We start from the raw sequence: 23954 nt of genomic DNA, 5'->3' as shown, positions 1-23954 counted from the left end.
GGGATCTCAGAACGACGACCAGTCTTCCTTGAGCGCGGTATTGCCGGCGATCGCGGCGCGCATCCGGTGCACCGCGGTCGGCGGCGCCGACGCGCGTGCCGCCTCCACCGTGTCGCCCAGCCGGAAGGTGGCGACCCGCTGCGACAGATCCTGTGCCTCGCTGGCCAGGCTGCGCGCGGCGGCGGTGGCTTCCTCCACCATCGCGGCGTTCTGCTGCGTCACGCCGTCCATCTCGGACACGGCGGTATTGACCTGGCGGAGGCTGCCCGCCTGCGCCTCGGCCGCTTCCGCGATGCTGGAGACCAGCGCGCTCACCTCGGTGATTCGCGTCACGATCTGGCCCAGCGCGTCGGCGGTGCGGGTGACGAGGCGGACGCCTTCCTCCACCTGTTCGCCGCTGCCGGTGATCCGCGCCTTGACGTCCTTCGCCGCATCGGCGGAACGCTGCGCCAGCGCACGCACCTCGCTGGCGACCACCGCGAAGCCCTTGCCCGCATCGCCCGCGCGTGCCGCCTCGACGCCCGCGTTCAGCGCCAGCAGGTTGGTCTGGAAGGCGATGCCATCGATCACCGCGATGATCTCGGAGATTTCGCCCGACGACGCCTCGATCCGCCGCATCGCGCCGATCGCATCGCCCACCAGCGTGCCCGATGCCTCGATCTCGGTCCGCATCGTCGCGACCGCCTGGTTGGCGCGCGCGCTCGACGTCGCGGTATCGTCGACGGTGGTGGTGATCTCCTGCATCGCCGCGGCGGTCTGCTCCAGCGTCGCGGCCTGCTGCTCGGTGCGCATCGACAGGTCGCTCGACGCCTGGTTGATCTCGCCAGACGAGGTGGTGATGCGGTCGGCCGCGCCCGTCACCTCGGCCAGCGTGGCGCAGACGCGGGTGCGCATTTCCTCGAAATTGGTCGCGATCTGCGCGTAATCGGCGGGCAGCGCTTCCAGCGGACGACCGAAATCGCCCTGCGCCAGCGCGTCCAGCGCGCGGCTGAGCCGGTCGGTCACGTCGCGGCGCGCGGCCTGTTCGGCGGTGAAATAGGCGGACAGCGCAATTTCCATGTCCATCAGCGCGGTGCGGACCAGCAATGTCGCGGCCGCCTCGCGCCGCGCGAACGGCTGTGCCGGCGACCAGCGCAGCATCTTCGGCAGGATATCGGACAGGACGCGGGCATAGCTGCTGATATACCAGCTGGGCGACAGGCCGATGCGCGCATGGACGTTGCCGATCTGCTGCGCGCGCGCCTCATAGGCGTCGTCGGGCGCCCCCGAGAACAGCTTGCGCCAATGCTCCAGCTGCTTGTCGCGCGCATGGTCCATCGCCTGCGACGATCCGAAGAAGGCGCTGGCCTCGGGCTGGCTGCGGATATGGTCGTAGAGCTTGCGCAGCGCGTGGGGCGCGAAGCGATCGATCGCGCGGCGGATCGTCGGGAACAGCCGGTAATCGGCGACCGAGAAGCCGAAATGCGCCAGTTTCTGCGCAAGAGTCGATGACGTGGACGACACGGTAAGGATCCCCCCTTGAACGTGGACGGGATCGTTAATGCGGCGGCAACGCCGAAAAATGCGTTAATCCGGCAGGGCGAGGGCGGGGTGACCGTTCGCGAAATGGGTCACCCCGCAACGGATCAGAACTCGCTCCAGTCGTCCTGCGCATCGACGCTGACCGCTGTCGCGGTGGCGGCACCCCCGCCGGCGGCACGACGGCGCTGCTGCTGCGCGCGCATCATCGAGCGCCCGGCCGTCGCGGCGCGCGCCTGCAACTCGTGCACCGCACCACCCCCGTTCGGTGCCGGGCGCGCCGCCGCGCCACCGCGCAGCTGGAAGCGGGCGACCTCCGCGGTCAGCGCATCCGCCTCGTCCGCCAGGCTGCGCGCGGCGGCGGTCGCTTCCTCCACCATCGCGGCGTTCTGCTGCGTCACGCCGTCCATCTCGGACACCGCGGTGTTGATCTGCTGAAGCCCGCTGGCCTGCTGCTGCGCGGAGGCCGCGATCGTCGACACCAGGGTGCTGATCTCCGCGATCCGCGCGATGATACGCTCCAGCGCCTTGCCGGTCTCGCTGACCATCTCGACGCCGGTCTGCACCTGGCTGGACGACGACATGATCTTCGCCTTGACGTCCTTGGCGGCATCGGCGGAGCGCTGCGCGAGCGCGCGCACCTCGCTGGCGACGACCGCGAAGCCCTTGCCCGCGTCACCCGCGCGCGCCGCCTCGACGCCGGCGTTCAGCGCCAGCAGATTGGTCTGGAAGGCGATGCCGTCGATGACGCTGATGATCTCCGAAATCTCGTTCGACGACCGCTCGATCCCGTCCATCGCGGCGACCGCACGGCGCACCACGTCGCCCGAATGCTCCGCCTCGCGGCGGGCCTCGCCCACGGCGGCATCGGCGCGCGCGGCGCCGTCTGCCGACTCGCGCACGATCGACGTGATCTCGTCCATCGCGGCGGCGGTCTCTTCCAGGCTCGCGGCCTGCTGCTCGGTGCGCTGCGAGAGTTCGTCGCTGGCCTGGCGGATGTCGCTGGCGCCGCTGTTGATGCCGTTGCTGGCGCTCGACACGCTGCCCAGCGCGCCGCCCACGCTGTCCATCGCGCGATTGTAATTGTCGCGCAGCCGCTCATACTCGGCGGGGAAGGGGTTCTCGATGCGCCAGGTCAGGTCGCGATCGGCGATCCGGCTCAGCCCCTCGCCCAGCGCGCCGACCACCACTTCCTGCGCACGACCGGCGGCGGCGACCTTCTCGGCATTCTCGCGGAAGACCGACATCGCCTTCGTCATACGGCCGACGCAGTCCCGGTGATCGGTGAAGGCGATCGGGCTGGTCAGGTCGCCGGCGGCAAGCCCCTCCATCCGCACCACGGTGGTGACATAGGGATCGCACACGATCTTCTTCGTCGCGAGCGCGACCAGCAGCGTCAGCGCGAACGCCGCACCCGCGATCGCGAGCGGGATGGTGCCCGTCAGCGTGCCGGTCGCCGCCAGCGCGGTGGCGGCCAGCGATGTCGCCGCCAGCGTCGTGTACGTGATCGCCATGACGTCGAACTTCCGCCGAATCGGCGCATGCGCGCGAAACCAGCCAATCATTCTTCTTCCTCCACGAGGACGGCCCACTATCGGCAGCCTGAACCGCGTTGATATGCGTTACCTCCTAATCGGCGGTTAACTCACACCGGTTCGGCGGGAAAACACTACCAAAGTGGGTAGTGTCTCCCGACGATGCGGCGTTCGGGCGTGCCGGGCCGCGATTTGCGCGCCTTGTTCCCTTACCGTATAGCGCTTGATGATTCCGCGCCCCGGCACTGCGTCCACCGCTGCCGGGGCGTTCCGTTTTGAAGAAGGCACATCCATGGCGCGCAGGCGGCAGATCTACGAGGGCAAGGCGAAGATCCTGTACGAAGGGCCGGAGCCGGGCACGCTGATCCAGTATTTCAAGGACGACGCCACCGCCTTCAACGCACAGAAGAAGGGCACGATCAACGGCAAGGGCGTGCTGAACAACCGCATCAGCGAGCATGTCTTCACGCTGCTCGACCATATCGGCGTGCCGACGCACTTCATCCGCCGGCTGAACATGCGCGAACAACTGATCCGCCAGGTCGAGATCGTGCCGATCGAGGTGGTGGTGCGCAACGTTGCCGCGGGATCGCTGTCGAAACGGCTGGGGATCGAGGAAGGCACGAAGCTGCCGCGCACGATCATCGAATATTATTACAAGGACGACGCGCTCGGCGATCCGATGATCTCCGACGAGCATATCGCCGCCTTCGGCTGGGCCAGCCAGGAGGAAATGCACGACATCGCCGATCTGGCGATCCGCGTGAACGACTTCCTCTCCGGGCTGTTCGCGGGCGTCGGCATCCGGCTGGTCGACTTCAAGCTGGAATTTGGCCGTATCTGGGACAATGACTACGGCCGCATCATCCTGGCGGACGAGATCAGCCCGGACGGCTGCCGTTTGTGGGACATGGACACCAACGAGAAGCTGGACAAGGACCGCTTCCGCCAGGACCTGGGCGGCGAGGTCGAGGCGTATCAGGAGGTCGCGCGCCGGCTGGGGTTGTTGCCGGAGGGCGGCGAGACCGCGGTGCTGGACATGGAAAGCCACCGTAAGCGGCGGGGTAAGTAGATTCCCACCTACCCGTCGCCCCAGCGAAAGCTGGGGCCTCCTCGTGATGGGCCGCAGCGCTTCCCGCAAGAGATCCCAGCTTGCGCTGGGATGACGCGAATGGGCAGTGGAGCGTCTCACGTCCGGCGTGACGTTACGTCAAAGGCGCGTCTTCACCATTGCCCTGCCGCCGCTCCCGCGGCATAGCGCGCGGCCATGAAACTGCGCATCCACGTCACGCTCAAGCCCGGCGTCCTCGACCCCCAGGGCAAGGCCATCGAACATGCCCTGTCGGGGCTCGGTTTCGCCGGTGTCGAGGGCGCGCGTGTCGGCAAGCTGATCGAGCTGGACGTCGCGGACGGCACCAGCGACGCGAACGTCGACCAGATGTGCCGCCAGCTGCTCGCCAATACGGTCATCGAGAACTACCGGGTCGAGCGGGCGTGAAGACGGCCGTCATCGTCTTCCCCGGCTCCAATTGCGATCGCGACATCGCGGTCGCGCTGGAGCAGGTGACGGGGACCGCGCCGGCGATGGTGTGGCATCGCGACACCGCGCTGCCCGACGGCATCGGACTGGTCGCGGTGCCGGGCGGCTTTTCCTATGGCGACTATCTGCGCGCCGGCGCGATGGCGGCACGCTCGCCGATCATGGCCGCGGTCGCGGCGGCGGCGGGCCGGGGGCTGCCGGTGCTGGGCGTGTGCAACGGCTTCCAGGTGCTGACCGAGGCGGGGTTGCTGCCCGGCGCGCTGATGCGCAACGCGGGGCTGAACTTCGTGTGCCGCGACGTCGCGCTGACGGTGGAGAATGCCTCCAGCACCTTCACGCGCCTGTACGCCAAGGGTGAGCGCGTCCGTTTTCCCGTCGCGCATCACGACGGCAATTACGTCGCCGATGCCGAGACGCTCGACCGGCTGGAAGGCGAGGGGCGGGTGGCGTTCCGCTATGCCGAACCGGTCAACGGCAGCGCGCGCGACATCGCGGGCGTGCTCAGCGAGGCGGGCAACGTGCTGGGCATGATGCCGCATCCGGAACGCAAGATCGAAGGCGCCCATGGCGGCGACGATGGTCGGCGGATGTTCGAGGGGCTAATGGAGCTGGTGGGGGCGTGAGCTTGGACGCGGTGACGGGCGGCTGCCTGTGCGGCGCGGTCCGTTACACGCTTACCGCAGAGCCTGTCGCTGCGCGGCAATGCTGGTGCCGGCTCTGCCAATATCTCGCGGCCGGAACCGCAACCGCCAATCTGATCGTGTCGCGCGAGGCGCTGGCGCTCTCGGGATTGCTGACCGAATATGTCTCCATTGCCGACAGCGGCAACGTCATGCGACGCCATTTCTGTCCGACCTGCGGTACGCCGATCGGCGGCTTGGCGGACGCGCGCGAACACCTCTATGTCCTGCGCATCGGGACACTCGACGATCCCGATCTCTATCCGCCGCAGTCGACGATCTGGACCGATGCCGCGCCGCGCTGGGCAGTGATCGACCATGACCTGCCGACGTTGCCGGGGCAGCCCCCGGCGCCGGTCACACCCGCGCCCGAAACGGCGTGAAGTCCGTCTCGCGATCGTAAACGTCCAACCCCTCGGCGCGCTTCAGCCCCCCGATCACGACATAGGTCAGCGGGGTCAGCAGCACCTCCCAGCCGACCTTCAGCGCCCATTGCGTGAACAGCACCTGGATCACCAGCGCGTGGGTCCAGCCCTCCGCCCCCCAGAAGGCGAGCGGGTAGAAGATCAGGCTGTCGACCGCCTGTCCCGCGATCGTCGAGCCGATCGTGCGCATCCACAGATGCCGCCCGCCGGTCGCCACCTTCATCCGCGCGAGGACATAGGAATTGACGAACTCGCCCGCCCAGAAGGCGCACATGCTGGCAAAGACGATCCGCGGCACCTGGCCGAAGATCGTCTCATAGGCCGCCTGGTTGGTCCAGTCGGGCGCGGGCGGCAGCGCCACGACGACCCAGGCCATCGCCGCCATGAACACGGTGGCCGCGAACCCGACCCAGATCACGCGCCGCGCGCGGGCATAGCCATAGACTTCGGTCAGCACGTCGCCGATGATATAGCTCACCGGGAAGAACAGGATGCCGGCGCCGAACGGCCATGGCCCGATACCGGGCAGCACGATCTGCGCCACCTTGCCCGCGCCCAGCACGTTCGACAGCAGCAGGATCGCGACGAACGCTGCCATCACAAGATCGTAATAGCGCAGGCGCCCGCCATCGACGGCATCGGCCTCCACCGCCTTGATCGCGGGCGTCGCATGGATCGTGTCGTCCCCCATGCACGCGATCATGCCGCCTGTTTCGCCGCCCCGCAATCCGCGCTAAGCCCCGGCGGCGCGCGCCCGTAGCTCAGTTGGATAGAGCAAGGAGCTTCTACCTCCTTGGTCGGGGGTTCGAATCCCTCCGGGCGCGCCAGCCTCCCCGCAGACGTTCAGGGATAGGCAGCATCGTGCCGTGCCGTCTTACTGCGCGTGGCCTGATAGTTCGGGATGTCGGATGGTTCGGGATCGCTGCTCGAAGCGTCGCTGTTTGCCGGAGTTGCGCCAAGGATGGCGAGCCCGCCCAAGAGCGGTTCATCTCCGTCATCGACGATCCCGTCCTCGTCAGCGGTTCACGTCGACCAAAGTGCGCCCGCGCACTTGTCCGGCGAGGATCTGCGATCCGCGCTCGATCACCCCATCGAGCCCGATCTCCTCGACCATCATCTCCAGCTTCGCGGGGTCGAGATCGGTCGCCAGCCGCGCCCAGGCATCGGTGCGCGCCGTGATCGGCTGCATCACGCTGTCGACCCCCGACAGCGTCACGTTGCGCAGGATGAAGGGATAGAGCGTCGCCGGCAGGTCCACGCCCTGTGCCAGCCTGGTGGCGGCGACGATCCCGCCGTAGCGGATGCCGGCGATCACGTTGACCAACGTGTGGCTGCCCGCGGTGTCGATCGCCGCCGCCCAGCGCTCCGACAGCATCGGTGCGCCCGGCTCCGACAAGGTGGCGCGGTCGATCAGTTCGGCGGCACCCAGCGCCTTCAGATAGTCCGCTTCGTGTGCCCGGCCGGTCGATGCGATCACGCGATAGCCGAGCCGGGCGAGGATCGCGATCGCGACGCTGCCGACCCCTCCGCTCGCACCGGTCACGAGCACGTCGCCGTCGCCGGGCTTCACGCCGTGACGTTCCAGCCGCTGCACACACAGCATCGCGGTATAGCCCGCGGTGCCGATCGCCGCCGCCTGCCGCGTGGAGATCGCGTCGGGCAACCGCACCAGCCAGTCGCTGTCGACGCGCGCGCGCTGCGCCAAGCCGCCCCAGTGGCGCTCGCCCAGGCCGTAGCCGTTGACGACGATGCGATCGCCCGGTTGCCAGCGCGGATCGTCGCTGGCCCGCACCCGCCCTGCGATGTCGATCCCCGGCACCATCGGGAAGTGCGAGATCAGCGGAACGACGCCGGTCATCAGCAGCCCGTCCTTGAAGTTGACGGTGGAATAGTCGACGTCGACCGTCACCGTTCCGGCCGGCAGCGCGGCTTCGTCGACGGTATCGAGACGGGCGGCATGGCGATCGTCGACCTTGTCGACGAGAATGGCCTGGAACATCGAACATGTGCCTTTCGAGGGATGAGAGGATGCGGAAGACGCCGTCGTCGTCCAGCCGACCGACGCCCACCGGGCGGATATGGTCGAGCCAGGCGTCATCGGGACGCCCGGTTTCGAAACAGGTGGATGCGGACATCATGGCATTCGGCCGCGACCTGCTGCGCGATGGTCAGATCGAGCAGTTCCGGCAGCAGGTCGGGCGGTGCGACGATACGGGCCTCTGCTCCGTTCATGCGGCGATATAGCCGCCATCCACGATCAGGCCGCTGCCGGTGATGTAGCTGGCGCTGTCGCTGGCGAGGAACAGGATCGGGTCCGCGATCTCCTCGGGCCGGGCGAGACGGCCGAGCGGGATGTGCGCGACGATCTCCGCGGAATAGGCCTGCGCCTCGTCCTCCGGCATGCTGCCGATCGCATTCGCGACCAGCGGCGTGTCGGTGTAGCCGGGATGGACCGAATTGACGCGGATCGGATAGCCGTGGCTGGCGCAATGCAGTGCGGCATTGATCGTCAGCAGCTTCACCGCACCCTTGGATGCGTTGTACGCCGCAAGCCGCGGCTCGCCCACATTGCCCGCGACCGAGGCGACGTTGACGATCGCACCGCCTCGCGCCTTCATCACCGCGATCGCCGCCTGCGTACCCAGGAACACGCTCTCGACGTTGACCGCGGCGGTCTTGCGCCATTCGTCGAGCGTCTGTTCCTCGATCGTCCCGATGATCGCGATCCCGGCATTGTTCACCAGCACGTCGACTCCGCCGTGCCGCGCCACCACGTCGGCCAGCAGCCGCGGCCAGGCCGCCGCGTCGGTGACGTCCTGATGGACGCCCTCGACCCGGCCACCGTTCCGCTTCACCTCATCGACGAGCGCCGCCAGTTCGTCGTCGAGCACGTCGGTCGCCACGACCACCGATCCCTGGGCGGCGAAGGCGACGACCGTCGCGCGCCCGATCCCGCGGGCGGCGCCGGTGACCACGACGACCTTTTCCTTCAGTCCCTTCATGTCCCGTCCTCCCCGGATCAGAAGCGCAGCGTCGCTTCGACGCCATAGGTGCGCGGCGTCCCGCGATTGAGATAGTCCAGCCCGAACACATTGATGTTGAGGCCATAGGTATAATAGAATTTGTTGGTCAGGTTCTTGCCCCATACGGCGACCGCCCAGTTGGGCGTGTCGTAGGTGATGCGGCCGTTGACCAGCCAATAGGCGGGATTGCCGCACGCGATCGACGCACCCGCCTGCAGGATATTGCTTCCCGCGGCCGGCTTGTCGCACGGCGACTGCCCGTAGTTCTTGAACGGATCGAAGTAATATTTCCCCATGTACGACGTGTCGCCATGGATCAGCAGCTTGGCCTTCCCCGCCTCCAGCGCCGTCCAGTCGAACCCGGCGGAGAAGGTCGTCGACGGTGCATTGGGGAAGGGGTTGCCGTCGATCGGCAACGTGGCACTCGCCGGGTTGGCGGAATCGATGCGATTGCCGCGATATTCGGTGCTCAGCAGCCCCAGCGATGCATCGAAGCGCAGATTGTGCAGCGCCTGGATCGCCAGTTCCGCCTCGCCGCCGTACAGCCGCCCGTCGCCGCTGCGGGTGAAGGTGGTGGGACCGATCACCTGCGTGAACTGCTGGTTCTTGTAGTCGTAGTAGAAGCCGGCGAGGTTCAATGAGCTGCCCCCTTCTGAGTGGTCCATCGACTATGACAGTCTGGACCAGGGAAGGGACGAAGAATGCCTGCGAAGAAGCACAAGCCGGAGGAGATCATCGGCAAGCTGCGTGAGGTGGAGATCGTGCTGGGCCAAGGCGGCACGACCGCCGAAGCGTGCCGGCGGATCGCGGTCAGCGAGCAGACCTACTATCGCTGGCGCAAGGAATATGGTGGCCTGAAGACGGACCAGGCGCGTCGGATGAAGGATCTGGAGAAGGAGAACGCCCGGCTGCGGCGTGCGATTTCGGATCTGACGCTGGACAAGCTCATCCTGCAGGAGGCGGCGAAGGGAAACTTCTGAGCCCCGCGCGGCGCCGGCGCTGCATCGACCAGGTCCGGGAGGTGCTGGACGTGTCCGAGCGGCGGGTATGCCGCGTGCTCGGCCAGCACCGGTCAACGCAGCGCAAAGTGCCGTGCGGGGCAGATGATGAGCAGGCGCTCACCGACGACGTCGTCGCGCTGGCGAAGCAGTACGGGCGCTACGGCTACCGCCGGGTGACCGCGCTGCTGCACGCGGCGGGCTGGTCGGTGAACCACAAGCGGGTCGAGCGGATCTGGCGGCGTGAGGGGCTGAAAGTGCCGCAGCGCCAACCGAAACGCGGCCGGCTGTGGCTCAATGACGGCTCCTGCATCCGGCTTCGACCAGAGTATCCGGGGTGAGCAGCCCCCACCGGGTGGTCCGGCTTGTTAGTTAGTGCATTGTCGTCTCCGCCGCCATTGCCGGGCGTAGGTGGAGCGAAGCGGAACCGGAGGCCGGTAATGGCGGTGTCACCGCTTCCGGGGCCGGCGGGCGGTAGCCCAGGCTGCTGTGCGGCCGGACGGTGTTGTAGTGACGGCGCCACGCCTCGATCAGCACCCTGGCCTCCGCGAGGCTGTAGAAGATCTCGCCATTGAGCAGTTCGTCGCGAAGCGACCCGTTGAAGCTTTCGTTATAGCCGTTCTCCCATGGCGAGCCCGGGGCGATGTAGAGCGTCTTCACGCCGATCTGGCCGAGCCAGGTCTGGACGGCGGTGGCGATGAACTCGCTGCCGTTGTCCGACCTGATGTGCGCTGGCGGACCGCGTTCGACGAACAGGTCGGCCAACGCGGCCAGCACGTCTTCGTGGCGCAGCTGACGTGCCACGACCAGTGCCAGGCACTCGCGACTGGCCTCGTCGATGATGGTCAGGATGCGGAACTTGCGCCCATCGTGGGTACGCTCCTCGACGAAATCATAGGCCCAGACATGCCCCGGATACTCTGGTCGAAGCCGGATGCAGGAGCCGTCATTGAGCCACAGCCGGCCGCGTTTCGGTTGGCGCTGCGGCACTTTCAGCCCCTCACGCCGCCAGATCCGCTCGACCCGCTTGTGGTTCACCGACCAGCCCGCCGCGTGCAGCAGCGCGGTCACCCGGCGGTAGCCGTAGCGCCCGTACTGCTTCGCCAGCGCGACGACGTCGTCGGTGAGCGCCTGCTCATCATCTGCCCCGCACGGCACTTTGCGCTGCGTTGACCGGTGCTGGCCGAGCACGCGGCATACCCGCCGCTCGGACACGTCCAGCACCTCCCGGACCTGGTCGATGCAGCGCCGGCGCCGCGCGGGGCTCAGAAGTTTCCCTTCGCCGCCTCCTGCAGGATGAGCTTGTCCAGCGTCAGATCCGAAATCGCACGCCGCAGCCGGGCGTTCTCCTTCTCCAGATCCTTCATCCGACGCGCCTGGTCCGTCTTCAGGCCACCATATTCCTTGCGCCAGCGATAGTAGGTCTGCTCGCTGACCGCGATCCGCCGGCACGCTTCGGCGGTCGTGCCGCCTTGGCCCAGCACGATCTCCACCTCACGCAGCTTGCCGATGATCTCCTCCGGCTTGTGCTTCTTCGCAGGCATTCTTCGTCCCTTCCCTGGTCCAGACTGTCATAGTCGATGGACCACTCAGAAGGGGGCAGCTCAGACCCGATCGTCGACGCTATAGACGTTGTGACTGCCGCTGCGCGTCGTGCGGGAGAGATTGCCCAGGGCATCATATTCATAGCCGGTCGATGGCGATACCAGGCTGTCGTTCAGGTCGGAAAACAGTCCCTTGCGTTCCCACAGCAGCCGGCCGGAGTCATCGTAGATATAGCCGGACGCCTGCTCACCCGCGACCATCTTGAGCGTCACCTGCCCCAGCGCATTATAGGTGTAGGAGATGACCGCGTCGGTACCCGCCGCGGCCAGCGCGCCGGTATCCGCATTGACGCTCCACGCCGCGACGCCGGTCCGCTTCTCCGTCAGGCGATTGCCGTTGAGGTCGTAGGTGTAGGTGGTCGCCCGATCGTCGGCGGTGGCGCCGACGCTGGGCGGCGTCCACGACACCAGGGTGCCGGTGAACTTCGTGGCGTAGCGAACCTCGCTGAGGGCCAGCCCTTCGGCATTGTAGGTCCAGCGGGTGACATAACCCTCGCCATCCATCGTGGCGATCTTGCGGTTGAGCTTGTCGAACCAGGTCCAGGTGACGACCCCATTGGGATCGGTGACCCTGGTCACGTTGCCGGTGGCGTCATACGCGTATCGGGTGACGAGATTGGCGGTGGTCTGGACGTAATCGGTGCCGTTCCAGCTGCCGCTGGTGATCGCGTTGCCCGACGAGGCCACCACGGTGCTGGAGGTCATCCGGTTGAGATTGTCGAAGACGAAGTCGGTTTGCCGATAGCTGCCCGACGGTGCCGCGGGGGCGGTGCCACCCGGCGTGGAGGGCAGCGTCGCATTGCCCTCGCAAACGCGGGTGGTGACGATGTTGCCGTTCTTGTCGTAGCCGTAGCTGGTATAGACCGCGGTCGAGGGGCCGAGCTGGCGGATCTCGGCGATCTTGCGATCCAGATCGTCGTAATAGGCGAAGGTCTGCGCACCCGCCCGGTCGATCGACTTGATGACGTTGCCGCGAGGGTCGTAGGTGAACTGCTCGATGGGCGCGGTGGTGGATGTCGTCACCATATCGTCCGCGATCACCGTCATGGTGTCGTATGACGTCCTGACAAGCCGGCCCGCGGCGTCATAGGCATAGGATCGGTTGCGCAGCGCCGTGATCGCGCCGCCGTCACTGGTGCTGAAGCCCTCGACCAATGTCCTTAGGTTGCCGCGCAGGTCGTAGGTATATGCCTTGACGTTCTGCGTCCCCGTCGACGTGTTGCCCGCGGCGTCGATGTTGGCGGTCGCGGCGCCGACGCTTTCGCGCGTCACCTTGCCCAGGCGGTTGAACGTGTAGCTGGTCACCGCGCCGAGGCGGTTGGTGACGGTCGTGCGGTCGCCGAGCGCGTTGTAGCCGTAGCTCTCGGTCTGGTTGAGCGCATCGATACTGGCGATGACGCGGCCGGCCTTGTCATAGCTGAACTGCGTCGTCGCGACGGGGCCGGATCCCGCGGGTTCGGTGCCGATCGCCGCAGTGCCGGACACCGGATTCGCCCAGCGCTTCACCGCGACGGTCTGGCCGAACGCATTGTAGGACGTCGTCGTCAGGAAATTCTCGGCGTCGCGCGTGGCGGTGACGCGACCGGCCTGATCGTACCAGCTGTAGCGGGCGGCTCCGGTCGGATCGGTGACCTTCCACGCCTCGCCGAACGCATTATAGTCGTAGGTGCTGACGCTGGCATTGGCGTCGGTGACGGTCTTGACGCGGCCGTTCAGGTCGTAGGTGTAGCTGATGGGCTTCGACCGCGCATCGACGGTGGAGGTGAGGGTGCCGCGACCGTCGTAATTGTAGCCGACCGTTGCCGCTTCGGCGGTTCCGGTGGCGTCGGTCGCCTGAACCACGCGACCGGCACCGTCATAGACGTTGGTGTGCGTCGACTGTTCCTGCGCGGTGCCGCCGGCCGCGCGCGTGCTGCTCGACACCAAGCCGGTCGCGCCGAGATAGGCATATTCGGTGTAGCTGCCGGACGCGTCGTAATCGCGCACGACGCGATCGAGCGCATCGTAGGTCTGGCTGCTGGTATAGCTGGTGCCGGTCGCCGCGGCGGCGACCTGTGCGAAGGTCGTGCTGTTGTCGACCGGGATCGGATTGTCCCAGGCCGTCTGCGATATGCTGCGGCCGCGCGCGTCATAGGCGAATTTCGTGACGTAACCTTCCGCGTCGACGCGATAGGCGAGCTGGTTGCGACCGTTGTACCACATGCGCGTGACGCGATCGGCACTGCCGCCGGTCGAGGCGACCCAGCTGTCCATCGTCGCCTTGCCGGGCAGGCCGGTCGTGTCGCGGGTGGTGGCATAAGCGGTGGTGCGCAGCAGATTGCCGGCGGCATCATAGACATAGGCGGTGACGGCGGTGTCGTTCGCCGCACCGACGGGATCGAGGCGGTAGGCGAGGCGTCCGGCGACGTCGTAGATCGCGTAGCTGATGCGCCGGGGCGTGTCCGCCCCCTGGTTCGCCAGCAGCGCCATGACATTGTCGAACGTATAATCGGACAGCGTCGTCGCCAGCGGCGCCGCATAGACGATGGTGCGGTTGTTCTGGCCGGCGGAATTATAGTCGAAGCGGGTGGTGTTGCCCAATCCGTCGATGGTGAAGCGAACCTGGCCGCGGCCATCATAGACGAGGCGATTGGTGCGATCCTGCGCCGATACCGTGATACCGGCGACGATCGCGTCGAGGCTGGCGGTCGCCGGGTTCGCCGTCGTCGTCGCATTGGCATAGGCGGTGGTCGCGACGAGCTGACCGGCCTGGTCGTAGCTGTTGCGCACCACCCGCTTCTCGCCGTCGATCGTGCCGATGACGCGGCCGTCGCGGTCGTAGAACCAGCGTTTCGTGAGGTCGCCGGCGCTGCTCGTGGGCGTGACGACCGACGTGGGCGGCGCGCTGACGAACCCGGCGACGGTCGCGGCGGCGACCTTGTTGACGTAGCCGGTCGTCATCTGCAGCCGACCGGCGGTGTCGTAGGTGGACATCACCGTCGATCCGTCGCCCGCGATCGTCTGCAGCACGCGGCCTTCATTGTCATAGACGGTCCAGCTCGACACATCCTGTGCGTGCGCCGCTGGCCGGATCGTCGATAGCGCGAGCGTGTTGTTCGGATCGTCGAGCGTCGCGAAATAGCTGCTGGCGATGGTGTTGCGGTAGCTGGTCGTCCCGACCAGCCGGTCGTTGCCGTCATAGCTATATTCGGTGATGCGCCCCGCGCCGTCGATGGTCGCGACATGCCGCCCGGCGCCGTCGTAGAGGTCGTAGATCCGGTCGGCGACGTTGGCGAAGGTAGTGACCCGCGTCCGCCCCAGCCGGTCGACCGCATAGGATGCGGTCGTCGTGACCGCGTCGCTACCGCTCTCGCTTTGCTGGATGAGATCGCCGGCCTTGTTGTAGGTCTTGACGATCGTCTGGCCGTTGCTGGCGGTGATCGTGGTGGTCGTGTTGGCGTCGTCGAAGGTGATCGTCGTCCGGTTGCCCGCGGCATCGACGCTGGCGATCAGGCGACCCAGCCCGTCATAGCCAAACTTGGTGTCCCATTGTCCGCCGACGAAGGTGGAGCGCAGGTCACCGTGCTGGTCGTAAACGTAGCTGACCTCGCCGGTGCCCTGGCTGCTGCTGCCCGCGCCCGTGGTCGCTGCGATGCCGTAGCCGGTCGACTTCGTCCGCGCGAGGCGCGCATCATAGGTATAGTCGACGCGCTGCACCCATCCCTTGTTCGACAGCGACGCCGTCCAGTTGGACATCGTCGTCTCGCTGGGGGTGCCGGCGGTCGTGTACGCCGCTTCGGCATAATGGATCTCGGCCGTCACCGCCCCATAGGCGTCGCGCACATATTCGGTGACGCGCCCCTCGGGGCTGATCGCGAATCGCAGGTCGCCCGCGGCGTTATAGGCGTAACGGATCGTCTGGGCGACGGAGGCGCCGGTGGAGTCGATGCCGTTCCATGTCTCGCTCAACACATGGTTGGTCGCATCGAACGTGCGGCTGGTGACGTTGCCGGCGCGATCGGTGATCGTCTGGGCGAGCCCGTTCGCGGTGAAATTGGCGTAGCTCGTCACCCGTCCCAGCGGATCGGTCGTGCTGGTGACATCGCCGACGCTGTTGTACGCGAATTGCGTCACCTGCTCCGCGGCGCCGCTGTACGCCGGCGGCGCGGTAATCTTGGTCAGGTTGCCGCCGGCGTCATAGTCGAGCCGGGTGACCTGTCCGCTCGCATCCGTGACCGTGGTATAGCCCGTGCCGTAAGCGAGGCCGGTGCTGCGCGTGACCCCCGACGCCACGGTCTGAACGAGCGTGGTGACGCGACCGGAGCCGTCGTACACGACCGACATCGCCGAGCCGTCCGACTGGGTGATGCTGTTCACCCGGTTCCCGGTGTCATAGCCGTAGGTGTTGACGTAGGTCTTGCCGTCCGCGATCGTATTGTCCTGCGGCGAGAGATCGACCGTGACCGTGGTCAGGCGGTTGAGGCCGTCATAGCCGTAGCGCGTGCGCGTCAGGGTATTGGCGGTGCCGCTCGGCAGGTCGGTATAGCCGGTGACGATCTGCGCGATATTGTTGCTCGAACCGATCCAGTCGTAGCGGATCCAGGAGCCGTCGTTGGTGGTGAGCGTGGTCAGGCGCCCGCTGCCGTCATAGGCGAAGGTCATCGCCGTCCCGACATTGTCGGCAACGCTCTTGATCCGGCCCGTAGCGTCGTCGAAATAGCGTTCGACCGAGCGCGTATCGCCATCGGTCCACACCCATTCGCTGCCGCTCTTGACGATCGTGTCGTAAGCGCCGCCGCCGGCCTTGGTGACATAGGCCGAACGGCCCGCGTCCCATGAATAGGCGATGTTGGTGCCGTCCCCCGACACGCGGGTGACGGTGCTGCCGGCGGTGTTCAGCGTGCCGCTGAGGCCATAGACGCGGCGGTCCGTGCTCTGGCGCCATTTGTCGTTATTGTCGTCCGCCAGATAGGTGAGGCTGTTGTAGGTGCGCGCCACCGAGGCGTCCGGGCCGCGACCGACCAGGAATTCGTCCTCCCGCTGGATGAGCAGATTGCCCGACGCCGCATTGACCGAGACGGCGTCGCCGGAGCGCCCCTGGCTCGCATTGCCGAGAAGACCCGCGCCGCCGAGGACCGATCCCGATCCGCGGCCCAGCCCGTATCCCGCGCCCGTGAAAATCGCCACCATGACCGCCACCTGTCCGTATCAAACGGGGCGGAACCCCCCGCCTTGACCAACCATCAGACGGGAAGCGGGGAAGTTTAGGACTTTCGCTCAGTCGGGCGTCGTCGCATCACTGGCGCGGCGGTCCGGCCAGCAGCAGCGCCCGGGCCGTGGCCCAGGCGGGGCTCTCGGGCGCGATCAGTTCGACATGGCCGGTGGCGGGCACGGTGTGGAGCGTCGCCTTGTCACCCATGGCAGTGGCGCGGGCGACATAGTCGGTCGCCATGCGATAGGGGATGATATGATCCTCGCGCCCGTTGACCAGCGCCTGCGGCACGCCGAGCGGCAGCAGCCGCGGCACCGACGTATCGGCATAGGGATCGGTACGGCCGGTGCCGACCAGCCGCGCGACCACCGCGGTGCCGCAGCCATTGTCGGGACTGGCGGCGGTCGCCTCCAGATCGGGTAGCCCGCCCAGGCTGACCACATGATCGATCCGCAACGGGCGCGGGGTGCGCAGCGGGCTGTCCGCCGGCAGCCTCGCGCGCGCCGCCAGCCAGAGCGCGAGATGACCGCCCGCGGAATGCCCCACCGCGGCGACGTGGCGCGTGTCGAGATGATAGCGTTTGGCCGACACCAGCAGCTGGTCCGCCGCGCGCGCGACGTCGTGGAACGTGCCGGGATAGCCGCCGCCGGCGCGATCCACGCCGCGATAGTCGATGTTCCACACCGCGACGCCGTGCCGGCGCAGGTCGTCGGCGATCCAGTCCATCAGGCGGCGGTCGGCGATCTCCGTCTGCCAGCAGCCGCCATGCACCATCACCACCACGTGATGCGGTCCGCGGCCCTTGGGCAGCCACAGGTCGACCTTCTGCATCGGGTCGGTGCCATAGGCGATCGTGGCGTCGGGTTCGGGATGCGGGCGCCTGGTCAGATCGGGCCAGGTCATCAGCGGAGAGGCGGTCATGGTGGCGCAGGATGCGGCGGGGATCAGCGTTGCGGCAAGCGCGATCGCGAGGCGAACAGGAAGCGACGTCATGCCCGATGCCATAAGCATGATGCGATCCGCACCACACCCCCTTAACGAACCCCGTCGCGGCTGGTACGCACGGGGAACATCATGGCCACCGACCTGACCGACTTTCCCGACAACCCGCCCGTGGGCGTGTTCGATGCGCCGTTCGACAGTGCGTTGAGCGAGCGCTACCTCGTCTATGCGCTCTCGACGATCACTGCGCGGTCGCTGCCCGACGTGCGCGACGGGCTGAAGCCGGTGCATCGCCGGCTGCTCTGGGCGATGCGGCTGCTGCGGCTGGATCCGTCGCAGGGCTACAAGAAATGCGCGCGCGTCGTCGGCGACGTGATCGGCAAATATCATCCGCATGGCGACCAGTCGGTCTATGACGCGATGGTGCGGTTGGCGCAGACGTTTTCGCTGCGCTACCCGCTGGTCGACGGGCAGGGCAATTTCGGCAATATCGACGGCGATAATGCCGCCGCCTATCGCTATACCGAGGCACGGCTGACGCAGGTCGCGATCGACCTGATGGACGGGCTGGACGAGGATGCGACCGAGTTCCGCCCCACCTACAATGGCGAGGAGCAGGAGCCGGAGCTGTTTCCGGGCGCCTTCCCCAACCTGCTGGCCAATGGTGCGAGCGGGATCGCGGTCGGCATGGCGACCAGCGTGCCGCCGCACAATGCCGCCGAGCTGCTCGACGCCGCGATCGCGCTGGTGGATGATCCCGCGGCGGACCCGCTCGCCTATGTGAAGGGGCCGGATTTCCCCACCGGCGGGATGGTGGTGGATGCGCCCGCGATCATCCGCGAGGCCTATACGACCGGGCGCGGCGCGTTTCGCGTGCGCGCCGCGATCGAGAAGGTGAGCGAGAAGGGCGGCGGGTGGCACCTGATCGTCAGCGAAATCCCCTATGGCGTCGCCAAGGGGAAGCTGATCGAGCAGCTCGCCGCGCTGATCGAGGACAAGAAGCTCCCCATTCTGGCCGACGTGCGCGACGAATCGGATGAGAAGATCCGCATCGTGCTGGAGCCGCGCAGCCGCACGGTCGATGCCGGCGTGCTGATGGACGGGCTGTTCCGCCTGTCGGACCTCGAAACGCGCGTGCCGCTGAACCTCAACGTGCTCGACAAGGACCGCACGCCGCGCGTCATGTCGCTGCACGAGGCGCTGTCGGCCTGGGTCGCGCACCAGTTCGTGGTGCTGCGCCGCCGTACCGAGCACCGGCTGGGCAAGATCGCGGACCGGCTGGAATTGGTCGGCGGGTACATCATCGCCTTCCTCAATCTCGATCGCGTGATCGAGATCATCCGGACCGAGGACGAACCCAAGGCGGTGATGATCGCCGAGTTCCAGCTGACCGATCGTCAGGCCGAAGCGATCCTCAACATGCGGCTGCGCTCCCTGCGCAAGCTGGAGGAGATGGAGCTGACGCGCGAGCGCGACGCGCTGGAGAAGGAGCAGGCGACGCTGACCGCGCTGCTGGCCTCCGAGCAGAAGCAGCGCACGCGGCTGAAGAAGGATTTCGCCAAAGTCCGCGACCGCTACGGTGCCGAAACCGCGCTGGGCGCGCGGCGCACGCGGATCGAGGAGCGCGCGGCGGCGCGCGACATCCCGCTGGAGGCGATGATCGAGCGCGAGCCGGTCACCGTCATCCTGTCGCAGCGCGGCTGGATCCGCGCGATGAAGGGGCATGTCGATCTTTCAGCGCAGGAAACGCTGAAGTTCAAGGAGGGCGACGGCCCCGCCTTCGCCTTCCACGCGCATACCACCGACAAGCTGTTGCTCGCCGCCGCCAACGGGCGCTTCTATACGCTGGCGGCGGACAAATTGCCGGGCGGGCGCGGGTTCGGCGAGCCGGTGGGCGCGACGATCGATCTGGACGGCGGCACCGGCGTGGTGGCGCTGCTGCGCGCCGGTGCGGCGGACAAGCTGCTGGTCGCGGCGAGCGACGGGCGCGGCTTCATCGTGCCGACCGCGGAGGTGCTGGCGGAAACGCGCAAGGGCAAGACGGTGATGACCCCGCGCACGGGCGCGAAGCTGACCGTCGTGCGCGCGGTCGCGCCGGGCGACGATTATGTCGCGGTGATCGGCGACAATCGCAAGCTGGCGATCTTCCCGCTGGCGGAACTACCCGAGATGACGCGCGGGCAGGGGGTGCAGTTGCAGCGCTATCGCGACGGCGGGCTGGCGGATGCGCGCACGCTGGTGTTCGCAGACGGGCTCAGCTGGGCAATGGGCGGGGGCAGTGGACGCACGCGCGTGGAGGCCGATCTGACGCCGTGGCGCACCGCGCGCGGTGCCGCGGGGCGGATGCCGCCGACCGGTTTCCCGCGCGACAACCGCTTCTAGCCGGGGCGCGATTTCTTACTCCCGGGCGCGCTTCTGTACGAGGTCGAAAAGGTTTGCGTAAGGCGCTCTTAACGCTTGCGCCGTAGAACCGGCCGGGCATGAGGACCGGATCGACAGTACGGGCGGCACGCCCCATGCGACCGATCGTGGTCGCACCGGGGCTGTCCGCCAGCGAGGGGGCGCTCGAACTCATCCCCATTCCGCTGGCGATCGCACGCTGCATTGCCGGTCGGCTGGTGTGGGAAGTCGCCAACCGCCCCTTCGCGCTGGCCGCGCTGGAGGGCGAGGCCGGGCTGGCGGATGCCGCGCTCGCCTTCCTGCGTTCGGGCGAGACGCGGCTGGAGCGTGACTGGCAGGCGGGCGCCGCGGTCGAGCGACGGCATTATCGCGTCGTGTTCAGCCGGATGGTCCACCGCAGCGAACCCACCTGCATGGTGTCTTTCGTGGACCAGACCGCCGAGGTCCGCACCGAGGACACGCTGCGCCGCGAAATGGCGACCGACAGCCTGACCGGCCTGCCCAATCGCGGTGGCTTCACCGATTCGCTGGAGGCGATGATCGCGCAGGGCGCGTGTCGCTGGGCGGTGCTGATGATCGATCTGGAGCGGTTCAGCCGCTTCAACGCCTGCCTCGGGTCGCTGGCGGGCGACGAATTGCTCATTACCGTGGCGCGACGGATCAAGGGCGCGCTGCGCATGCGCGACGTGCTGGCGCGCACCGGCGGTGACGAATTCGGCGTGTTGCTGTCGATCGATCAGGAATCGCAGGAAGCCGACCAGGTCGCGCGTCGCATCCGCGACGTACTGTCGACGCCGTTCCGACTCAGCGACTACGAGATCCGCATCTCCTGCGCGATCGGCATCGCCTTCGGCGACGAATCGGTCGAGGATGCCGAGGACGTGATCCGCCACGCGCAGGTGGCGATGAAGAAGTCGAAATCCTCCAAGGTCGCGGAGGCATATCACATCCACTCGCTCGATTCGGCGCGCGAGGAATTTGCGATGGAAACCGCGCTGCGCCGCGCGATCGAGAACGACCAATTGTCGCTGGTCTTCCAGCCGATCTGTAATCTGGCGACGGGACGGGTGAGCGGGTTCGAGGCGCTGTCGCGCTGGACCGACGAAAGCGGCCGGCGGCACGATCCCGCGCGATTCATCCAGGTGGCCGAGGAATCGGGGCTGATCGTGCCGCTGGGGCGCTGGGCGCTCGACACCGCGACGCGAACGCTGGCGCAATGGGATGCCCGTTTCGGTAATCAGGGGCAGGGCGTGACCGTGGCGGTCAACCTGTCGGCGATCCAGCTCCAGCGCGACAACATCCCGCAGGCGGTGCGTCATGCGCTCGACGCCGCCGATCTGCCGGGCGAGCGACTGAAGCTGGAACTGACCGAAAGCGCGATCATCGCCGATCCCGATCGCGTCACGCGCGTGCTGATGGGGCTGAAGGAACTGGGCGCGTCGATCGCGATGGACGATTTCGGCACCGGCTTCTCCAACCTCGCCTCGCTCCAGCGGCTGCCGATCGACATCCTGAAGATCGACCGCAGCTTCGTCACCGGGCTGTTGCAGGACCGCGACAAGGTGGCGATCGTCCGCGCGATCCTCAGCCTCGCGCAGGCGCTGGGGATGGAGACCGTCGCCGAGGGGATCGAGGCACTCGACGTCGGCCAGACGCTGGCGGCGCTGGGGTGCAACTACGGGCAGGGCTATGCCTATGCCCGGCCGCTCGATGCCGAGGCGGCCTATGCGTTCCTGGTCGAACGCAACAGCTGATCCGCTTCCTCGTCCGCGATTCGTTCCACACGGGCGGCATCGGGGAAACCCTCCGCGATCCAGCGATCCTCGATCCGGCGCAGCGTGCGCGCGACATCCGGCCCCTTGGCGATACCGCGCGCGACCAGCGCGCCGCCGCCGATCGGCAGTGCCGGCGGCGTCCAGCCGAGGATGGGGGCGGGATCCGCACCCGCCAGCAGCAATCGATCGAGCGCCACCATCGCGCCGACGCGATAGGCGAGCGCGCGCGCACCCTCGCCGCCAGCCCCGGCATCCGCCTGCGCCAGCCGCTTGCGGTCGGCGTTGGACAATTTCAGCCGCGCGCCGACCGCCTCCGCGGTGCCCGGCGCGACCAGTGCCGCGAGACGGCGGATCGCGTCCGGTGCCACGCCTGCCGCGGCCTCGCGCGTCGCCAGCGCCGCCAGCCGGGCGACGCCGGCGGCCTCCACCTCCGGCAGGACGGGGCGGAACAGCCCGTTGTCGTGCATCAACCGGACCACCGCGACCGCCTCACGCGCCACCAGCAGCTTGAGCAGTTCCGCCGCGATCCGTTCGCGGCTGAGCGCCATCAGGTCGTTGGCGCGCGCGATGCACGCCGCCAGCCCCTCGGCATCGATCGCCGCGCCGAAGCGCGCATGGAAGCGGAAGAAGCGCAGGATACGCAGGTGATCTTCCGCGATCCGGCGATAGGGATCGCCGATGAAGCGGACGCGCCCCGCGTGCAGGTCGGCCAGTCCGTCGAAATAGTCGAAGACCTCGCCCGTGACCGGATCCGCATAGAGCGCGTTCATCGTGAAATCGCGCCGCGCGGCATCCTCGCGCCATTCGTCGGTGAAGGCGACGATGGCGTGCCGCCCGTCGGTCTCGACGTCGCGGCGCAGCGTGGTGACCTCGACCACCGTGCCCTCGCTCACCGCGGTGACGGTGCCGTGCGCGATGCCGGTCGGGATCGCCTTGATCCCCGCCGCCGCCAGCCGGCGCACGACCTCTTCGGGGCGGTGCGTGGTGGCGATGTCGATGTCGGCGACGTCCAGTTGTAGGAAGGTGTCGCGCACCGCACCGCCGACGTAGCGCGCATGCCCGCCCGCCGCATCCAGCGCCGCCGCCAGCCGCGCCAGCCCCGGACGATCGCGCCACGCCGCCGCGGGCAGCGTCGTCACGCCGCCCATCGCAGCCGCCGCGACAGGTTGACGATCATCCCCGCGGTCGCGCCCCAGATGCGGCGATCCTCCCACAGCATCTCGTAATAGAAGCGTTCCTGCCCCTGCCACATCGCGGAGGCGCGGCGGTGGTTGGCGCTGTCGAGCAGGAAGTCGAGCGGCACCTCGAACACGCTGGCCACCTCCGCCTCGCTGGGGCGCAGCACCAGATCGGGCGGCACGACCCCGACGATCGGTGTGATGCTGAACCCCGTGCCGGTTCGATAGCGGTCCGACGCGCCGATCACCTCCACCGCGGAAGGGGGCAGCGCGATCTCCTCGTCCGCCTCGCGCAGGGCGGCGGCGACCGCATCCTCGCCGGGATCGATCCGCCCACCGGGGAAGGCGACCTGCCCGGCGTGCTTGCGCAGCGTCTCGGTACGCTGGGTCAGGATCACGCCGGGGCGCGCGCGATCGGTGATCGGCACCAGCACCGCGGCGGCGGCCAGCGTTTCGTGGGGGGGAAGGAAGTCGTTGTCGCCGGTCAGCAGCGCGGTTTCGTGCTGCGATACCAGCGCGGCGGCCAGCCGCTCCGCCAGCGTCATTCGGCAGGGGCGAGCGGGAAGAAGGTGCCCGCGCTCCACACCCCCGGCGGCCCGGATGCGGTCGACTCGCCTGCGTCCGCCAGCGCGCGCTCGGCCAGTTCGTAATAGAGCGCGCGCGTCACCAGCGCCTCCAGCCCGCCGCGGACATGGACATAGGGGTGCGGGCCGTCGTCATGCTCCGCGAACCGCAGCGGATGGTCAGCCGAGGCGGTCACCATCTCGCCGGTGTTGAGGCGGAAGGCGAGGGTGGCGTCGCGCCCTTCGCCCTCAACCTTCATCTCCACCGCGACGAAGGGGGCGTCCTCTACCACGATGTCCAGCTTCTCGACCGGGGTGACCAGGACATAGCCGCCATCGGGTTCGCGCCGCAGGATGCGGCTGAACGCGCGCACCATCGCGGCGCGGCCGATCGGCGACCCCTGGTGGAACCAGGTGCCGTCGCGCGCGATCCGCATCTCGCTGTCGCCGCAATGATCGGGGTGCCAGCGCTCGACCGGGGGCAGGCGGTCGCTGTCGGCCAGCCGCGCGATGTCCGCGACGGTCAGCGTGTCGAAATCGGGGGGCGGCGCCATCGGCATGTCCGCCAGTTAGGGAGGCGAT

General features: G+C 67.8%; 19 protein-coding genes, 1 tRNA gene and 1 pseudogene. 8 read left to right on the top strand and 13 right to left on the bottom strand.

The window, feature by feature from the left end:
* Positions 1 to 6: 6 nt before the first annotated feature.
* Together PGN14_RS12025 and PGN14_RS12020 are read right to left on the bottom strand one after the other, a co-directional pair.
* Positions 7 to 1503, bottom strand: a complete 1497-nt coding sequence (locus PGN14_RS12025; RefSeq protein ID WP_335299748.1) for a methyl-accepting chemotaxis protein — start codon at positions 1501 to 1503, stop codon at positions 7 to 9.
* Positions 1504 to 1625: 122 nt separating this feature from the next.
* Positions 1626 to 3083, bottom strand: a complete 1458-nt coding sequence (locus tag PGN14_RS12020) for a methyl-accepting chemotaxis protein (RefSeq protein WP_443019504.1) — start codon at positions 3081 to 3083, stop codon at positions 1626 to 1628.
* A gap of 262 nt (positions 3084 to 3345) precedes the next feature.
* On the opposite strand from PGN14_RS12020, the gene purC reads away from it, so the two are divergent.
* From purC to PGN14_RS12000, 4 genes are all read left to right on the top strand, one after another.
* Positions 3346 to 4125, top strand: coding sequence for a phosphoribosylaminoimidazolesuccinocarboxamide synthase (gene purC, locus PGN14_RS12015; RefSeq protein ID WP_335299746.1), 780 nt, complete (start codon positions 3346 to 3348; stop codon positions 4123 to 4125).
* Between the two features lie 195 nt (positions 4126 to 4320).
* On the top strand, positions 4321 to 4551 hold the full coding sequence (gene purS / locus PGN14_RS12010; RefSeq protein ID WP_335299745.1) for a phosphoribosylformylglycinamidine synthase subunit PurS: 231 nt from the start codon (positions 4321 to 4323) through the stop codon (positions 4549 to 4551).
* Entirely contained in the window at positions 4548 to 5216 is a 669-nt protein-coding gene (gene purQ / locus PGN14_RS12005) for a phosphoribosylformylglycinamidine synthase subunit PurQ (RefSeq protein ID WP_335299744.1), read from the top strand. Before purS ends, purQ begins: the two co-directional genes overlap by 4 nt.
* A 2-nt stretch (positions 5217 to 5218) precedes the next feature.
* Positions 5219 to 5656 carry a GFA family protein gene (locus PGN14_RS12000; RefSeq protein WP_443019503.1) on the top strand — a complete coding sequence of 146 codons (438 nt, stop codon included), beginning with the start codon at positions 5219 to 5221 and terminating at the stop codon, positions 5654 to 5656.
* Here PGN14_RS12000 and PGN14_RS11995 read toward each other — a convergent pair.
* Entirely contained in the window at positions 5631 to 6389 is a 759-nt protein-coding gene (locus PGN14_RS11995; protein WP_335299743.1) for a queuosine precursor transporter, read from the bottom strand. The two genes, PGN14_RS12000 and PGN14_RS11995, sit on opposite strands and share 26 nt — an antisense overlap.
* 59 nt (positions 6390 to 6448) lie before the next feature.
* Here PGN14_RS11995 and PGN14_RS11990 point away from each other — a divergent pair.
* Positions 6449 to 6525, top strand: a tRNA-Arg gene (locus tag PGN14_RS11990).
* 188 nt (positions 6526 to 6713) lie between these two features.
* Here PGN14_RS11990 and acuI read toward each other — a convergent pair.
* The 4 genes from acuI to PGN14_RS11970 all read right to left on the bottom strand — a co-directional run bounded on the left by acuI (position 6714) and on the right by PGN14_RS11970 (position 9359).
* A complete protein-coding gene (acuI, locus tag PGN14_RS11985) occupies positions 6714 to 7697 on the bottom strand; it encodes an acrylyl-CoA reductase (NADPH) (protein WP_335299742.1) in 984 nt (327 codons plus the stop codon).
* A gap of 95 nt (positions 7698 to 7792) precedes the next feature.
* Positions 7793 to 7930, bottom strand: coding sequence for a hypothetical protein (locus PGN14_RS11980; RefSeq protein WP_335299741.1), 138 nt, complete (start codon positions 7928 to 7930; stop codon positions 7793 to 7795).
* Positions 7927 to 8700: an SDR family NAD(P)-dependent oxidoreductase gene (locus PGN14_RS11975; RefSeq protein ID WP_335299740.1), complete on the bottom strand. Its 774-nt coding sequence runs from the start codon at positions 8698 to 8700 to the stop codon at positions 7927 to 7929. Before PGN14_RS11975 ends, PGN14_RS11980 begins: the two co-directional genes overlap by 4 nt.
* Before the next feature lie 17 nt (positions 8701 to 8717).
* A complete protein-coding gene (locus tag PGN14_RS11970; protein ID WP_335299739.1) occupies positions 8718 to 9359 on the bottom strand; it encodes a TonB-dependent receptor domain-containing protein in 642 nt (213 codons plus the stop codon).
* A gap of 63 nt (positions 9360 to 9422) precedes the next feature.
* On the opposite strand from PGN14_RS11970, the pseudogene PGN14_RS11965 reads away from it, so the two are divergent.
* Positions 9423 to 10057, top strand: a pseudogene (locus PGN14_RS11965) (IS3 family transposase); the annotation flags it as partial.
* Between the two features lie 34 nt (positions 10058 to 10091).
* Here PGN14_RS11965 and PGN14_RS11960 read toward each other — a convergent pair.
* The 3 genes from PGN14_RS11960 to PGN14_RS11950 all read right to left on the bottom strand — a co-directional run bounded on the left by PGN14_RS11960 (position 10092) and on the right by PGN14_RS11950 (position 17507).
* Positions 10092 to 11263, bottom strand: a protein-coding gene (locus tag PGN14_RS11960) for an IS3 family transposase (protein ID WP_335299738.1) whose coding sequence is annotated in 2 segments (ribosomal slippage) — positions 10092 to 10999 and positions 10999 to 11263 — 1173 coding nt in all. Because the reading frame shifts where the segments join, the coding sequence is not laid out codon by codon here.
* A 60-nt stretch (positions 11264 to 11323) separates the two neighbouring features.
* Positions 11324 to 16492, bottom strand: coding sequence for a hypothetical protein (locus tag PGN14_RS11955; protein ID WP_335299737.1), 5169 nt, complete (start codon positions 16490 to 16492; stop codon positions 11324 to 11326).
* 106 nt (positions 16493 to 16598) lie between these two features.
* Positions 16599 to 17507, bottom strand: a complete 909-nt coding sequence (locus PGN14_RS11950; RefSeq protein ID WP_335299736.1) for an alpha/beta hydrolase — start codon at positions 17505 to 17507, stop codon at positions 16599 to 16601.
* Positions 17508 to 17588: 81 nt separating this feature from the next.
* Here PGN14_RS11950 and parC point away from each other — a divergent pair, with 81 nt between their 5' ends.
* The gene (gene parC, locus PGN14_RS11945) at positions 17589 to 19838 is read left to right on the top strand and encodes a DNA topoisomerase IV subunit A (protein WP_335299735.1); all 2250 of its coding nucleotides are present in this window, start codon (positions 17589 to 17591) and stop codon (positions 19836 to 19838) included.
* Between the two features lie 134 nt (positions 19839 to 19972).
* On the top strand, positions 19973 to 21610 hold the full coding sequence (locus PGN14_RS11940) for a putative bifunctional diguanylate cyclase/phosphodiesterase (RefSeq protein ID WP_335299734.1): 1638 nt from the start codon (positions 19973 to 19975) through the stop codon (positions 21608 to 21610).
* On the opposite strand, the gene PGN14_RS11935 is transcribed toward PGN14_RS11940, so the two are convergent.
* Genes PGN14_RS11935 through PGN14_RS11925 form a run of 3 tightly spaced genes read right to left on the bottom strand, consistent with a single transcriptional unit; the run spans position 21580 to position 23932 of the window.
* Positions 21580 to 22779: a CCA tRNA nucleotidyltransferase gene (locus PGN14_RS11935; protein WP_335299733.1), complete on the bottom strand. Its 1200-nt coding sequence runs from the start codon at positions 22777 to 22779 to the stop codon at positions 21580 to 21582. The genes PGN14_RS11940 and PGN14_RS11935 overlap by 31 nt on opposite strands.
* A complete protein-coding gene (locus PGN14_RS11930; protein WP_335299732.1) occupies positions 22767 to 23354 on the bottom strand; it encodes a CoA pyrophosphatase in 588 nt (195 codons plus the stop codon). The genes PGN14_RS11935 and PGN14_RS11930 overlap by 13 nt, the downstream gene beginning before the upstream one ends.
* On the bottom strand, positions 23351 to 23932 hold the full coding sequence (locus tag PGN14_RS11925; RefSeq protein WP_335299731.1) for a DUF1285 domain-containing protein: 582 nt from the start codon (positions 23930 to 23932) through the stop codon (positions 23351 to 23353). The genes PGN14_RS11930 and PGN14_RS11925 overlap by 4 nt, the downstream gene beginning before the upstream one ends.
* Positions 23933 to 23954: the final 22 nt, after the last annotated feature.

Origin of the sequence: Sphingomonas adhaesiva, from assembly GCF_036946305.1 — a bacterium.
Classification (GTDB): domain Bacteria; phylum Pseudomonadota; class Alphaproteobacteria; order Sphingomonadales; family Sphingomonadaceae; genus Sphingomonas; species Sphingomonas adhaesiva_B.
Note: the sequence above shows the minus strand (reverse complement) of the source record. Positions and strands in the feature narration are given on the sequence as shown.

Excerpts from the sequence above, each read along its gene's own strand:
- PGN14_RS12020 (WP_443019504.1), bottom strand. The coding sequence starts at position 3,083 with ATGATTGGCTGGTTTCGCGCGCATGCGCCGATTCGGCGGAAGTTCGAC.
- purC (WP_335299746.1), top strand. The coding sequence starts at position 3,346 with ATGGCGCGCAGGCGGCAGATCTACGAGGGCAAGGCGAAGATCCTGTAC.
- purS (WP_335299745.1), top strand. The coding sequence starts at position 4,321 with ATGAAACTGCGCATCCACGTCACGCTCAAGCCCGGCGTCCTCGACCCC.
- PGN14_RS11995 (WP_335299743.1), bottom strand. The coding sequence starts at position 6,389 with ATGGGGGACGACACGATCCATGCGACGCCCGCGATCAAGGCGGTGGAG.
- acuI (WP_335299742.1), bottom strand. The coding sequence starts at position 7,697 with ATGTTCCAGGCCATTCTCGTCGACAAGGTCGACGATCGCCATGCCGCC.
- PGN14_RS11980 (WP_335299741.1), bottom strand. The coding sequence starts at position 7,930 with ATGAACGGAGCAGAGGCCCGTATCGTCGCACCGCCCGACCTGCTGCCG.
- PGN14_RS11975 (WP_335299740.1), bottom strand. The coding sequence starts at position 8,700 with ATGAAGGGACTGAAGGAAAAGGTCGTCGTGGTCACCGGCGCCGCCCGC.
- PGN14_RS11955 (WP_335299737.1), bottom strand. The coding sequence starts at position 16,492 with ATGGTGGCGATTTTCACGGGCGCGGGATACGGGCTGGGCCGCGGATCG.
- PGN14_RS11950 (WP_335299736.1), bottom strand. The coding sequence starts at position 17,507 with ATGACGTCGCTTCCTGTTCGCCTCGCGATCGCGCTTGCCGCAACGCTG.
- parC (WP_335299735.1), top strand. The coding sequence starts at position 17,589 with ATGGCCACCGACCTGACCGACTTTCCCGACAACCCGCCCGTGGGCGTG.
- PGN14_RS11940 (WP_335299734.1), top strand. The coding sequence starts at position 19,973 with ATGCGACCGATCGTGGTCGCACCGGGGCTGTCCGCCAGCGAGGGGGCG.
- PGN14_RS11935 (WP_335299733.1), bottom strand. The coding sequence starts at position 22,779 with ATGGGCGGCGTGACGACGCTGCCCGCGGCGGCGTGGCGCGATCGTCCG.
- PGN14_RS11930 (WP_335299732.1), bottom strand. The coding sequence starts at position 23,354 with ATGACGCTGGCGGAGCGGCTGGCCGCCGCGCTGGTATCGCAGCACGAA.
- PGN14_RS11925 (WP_335299731.1), bottom strand. The coding sequence starts at position 23,932 with ATGCCGATGGCGCCGCCCCCCGATTTCGACACGCTGACCGTCGCGGAC.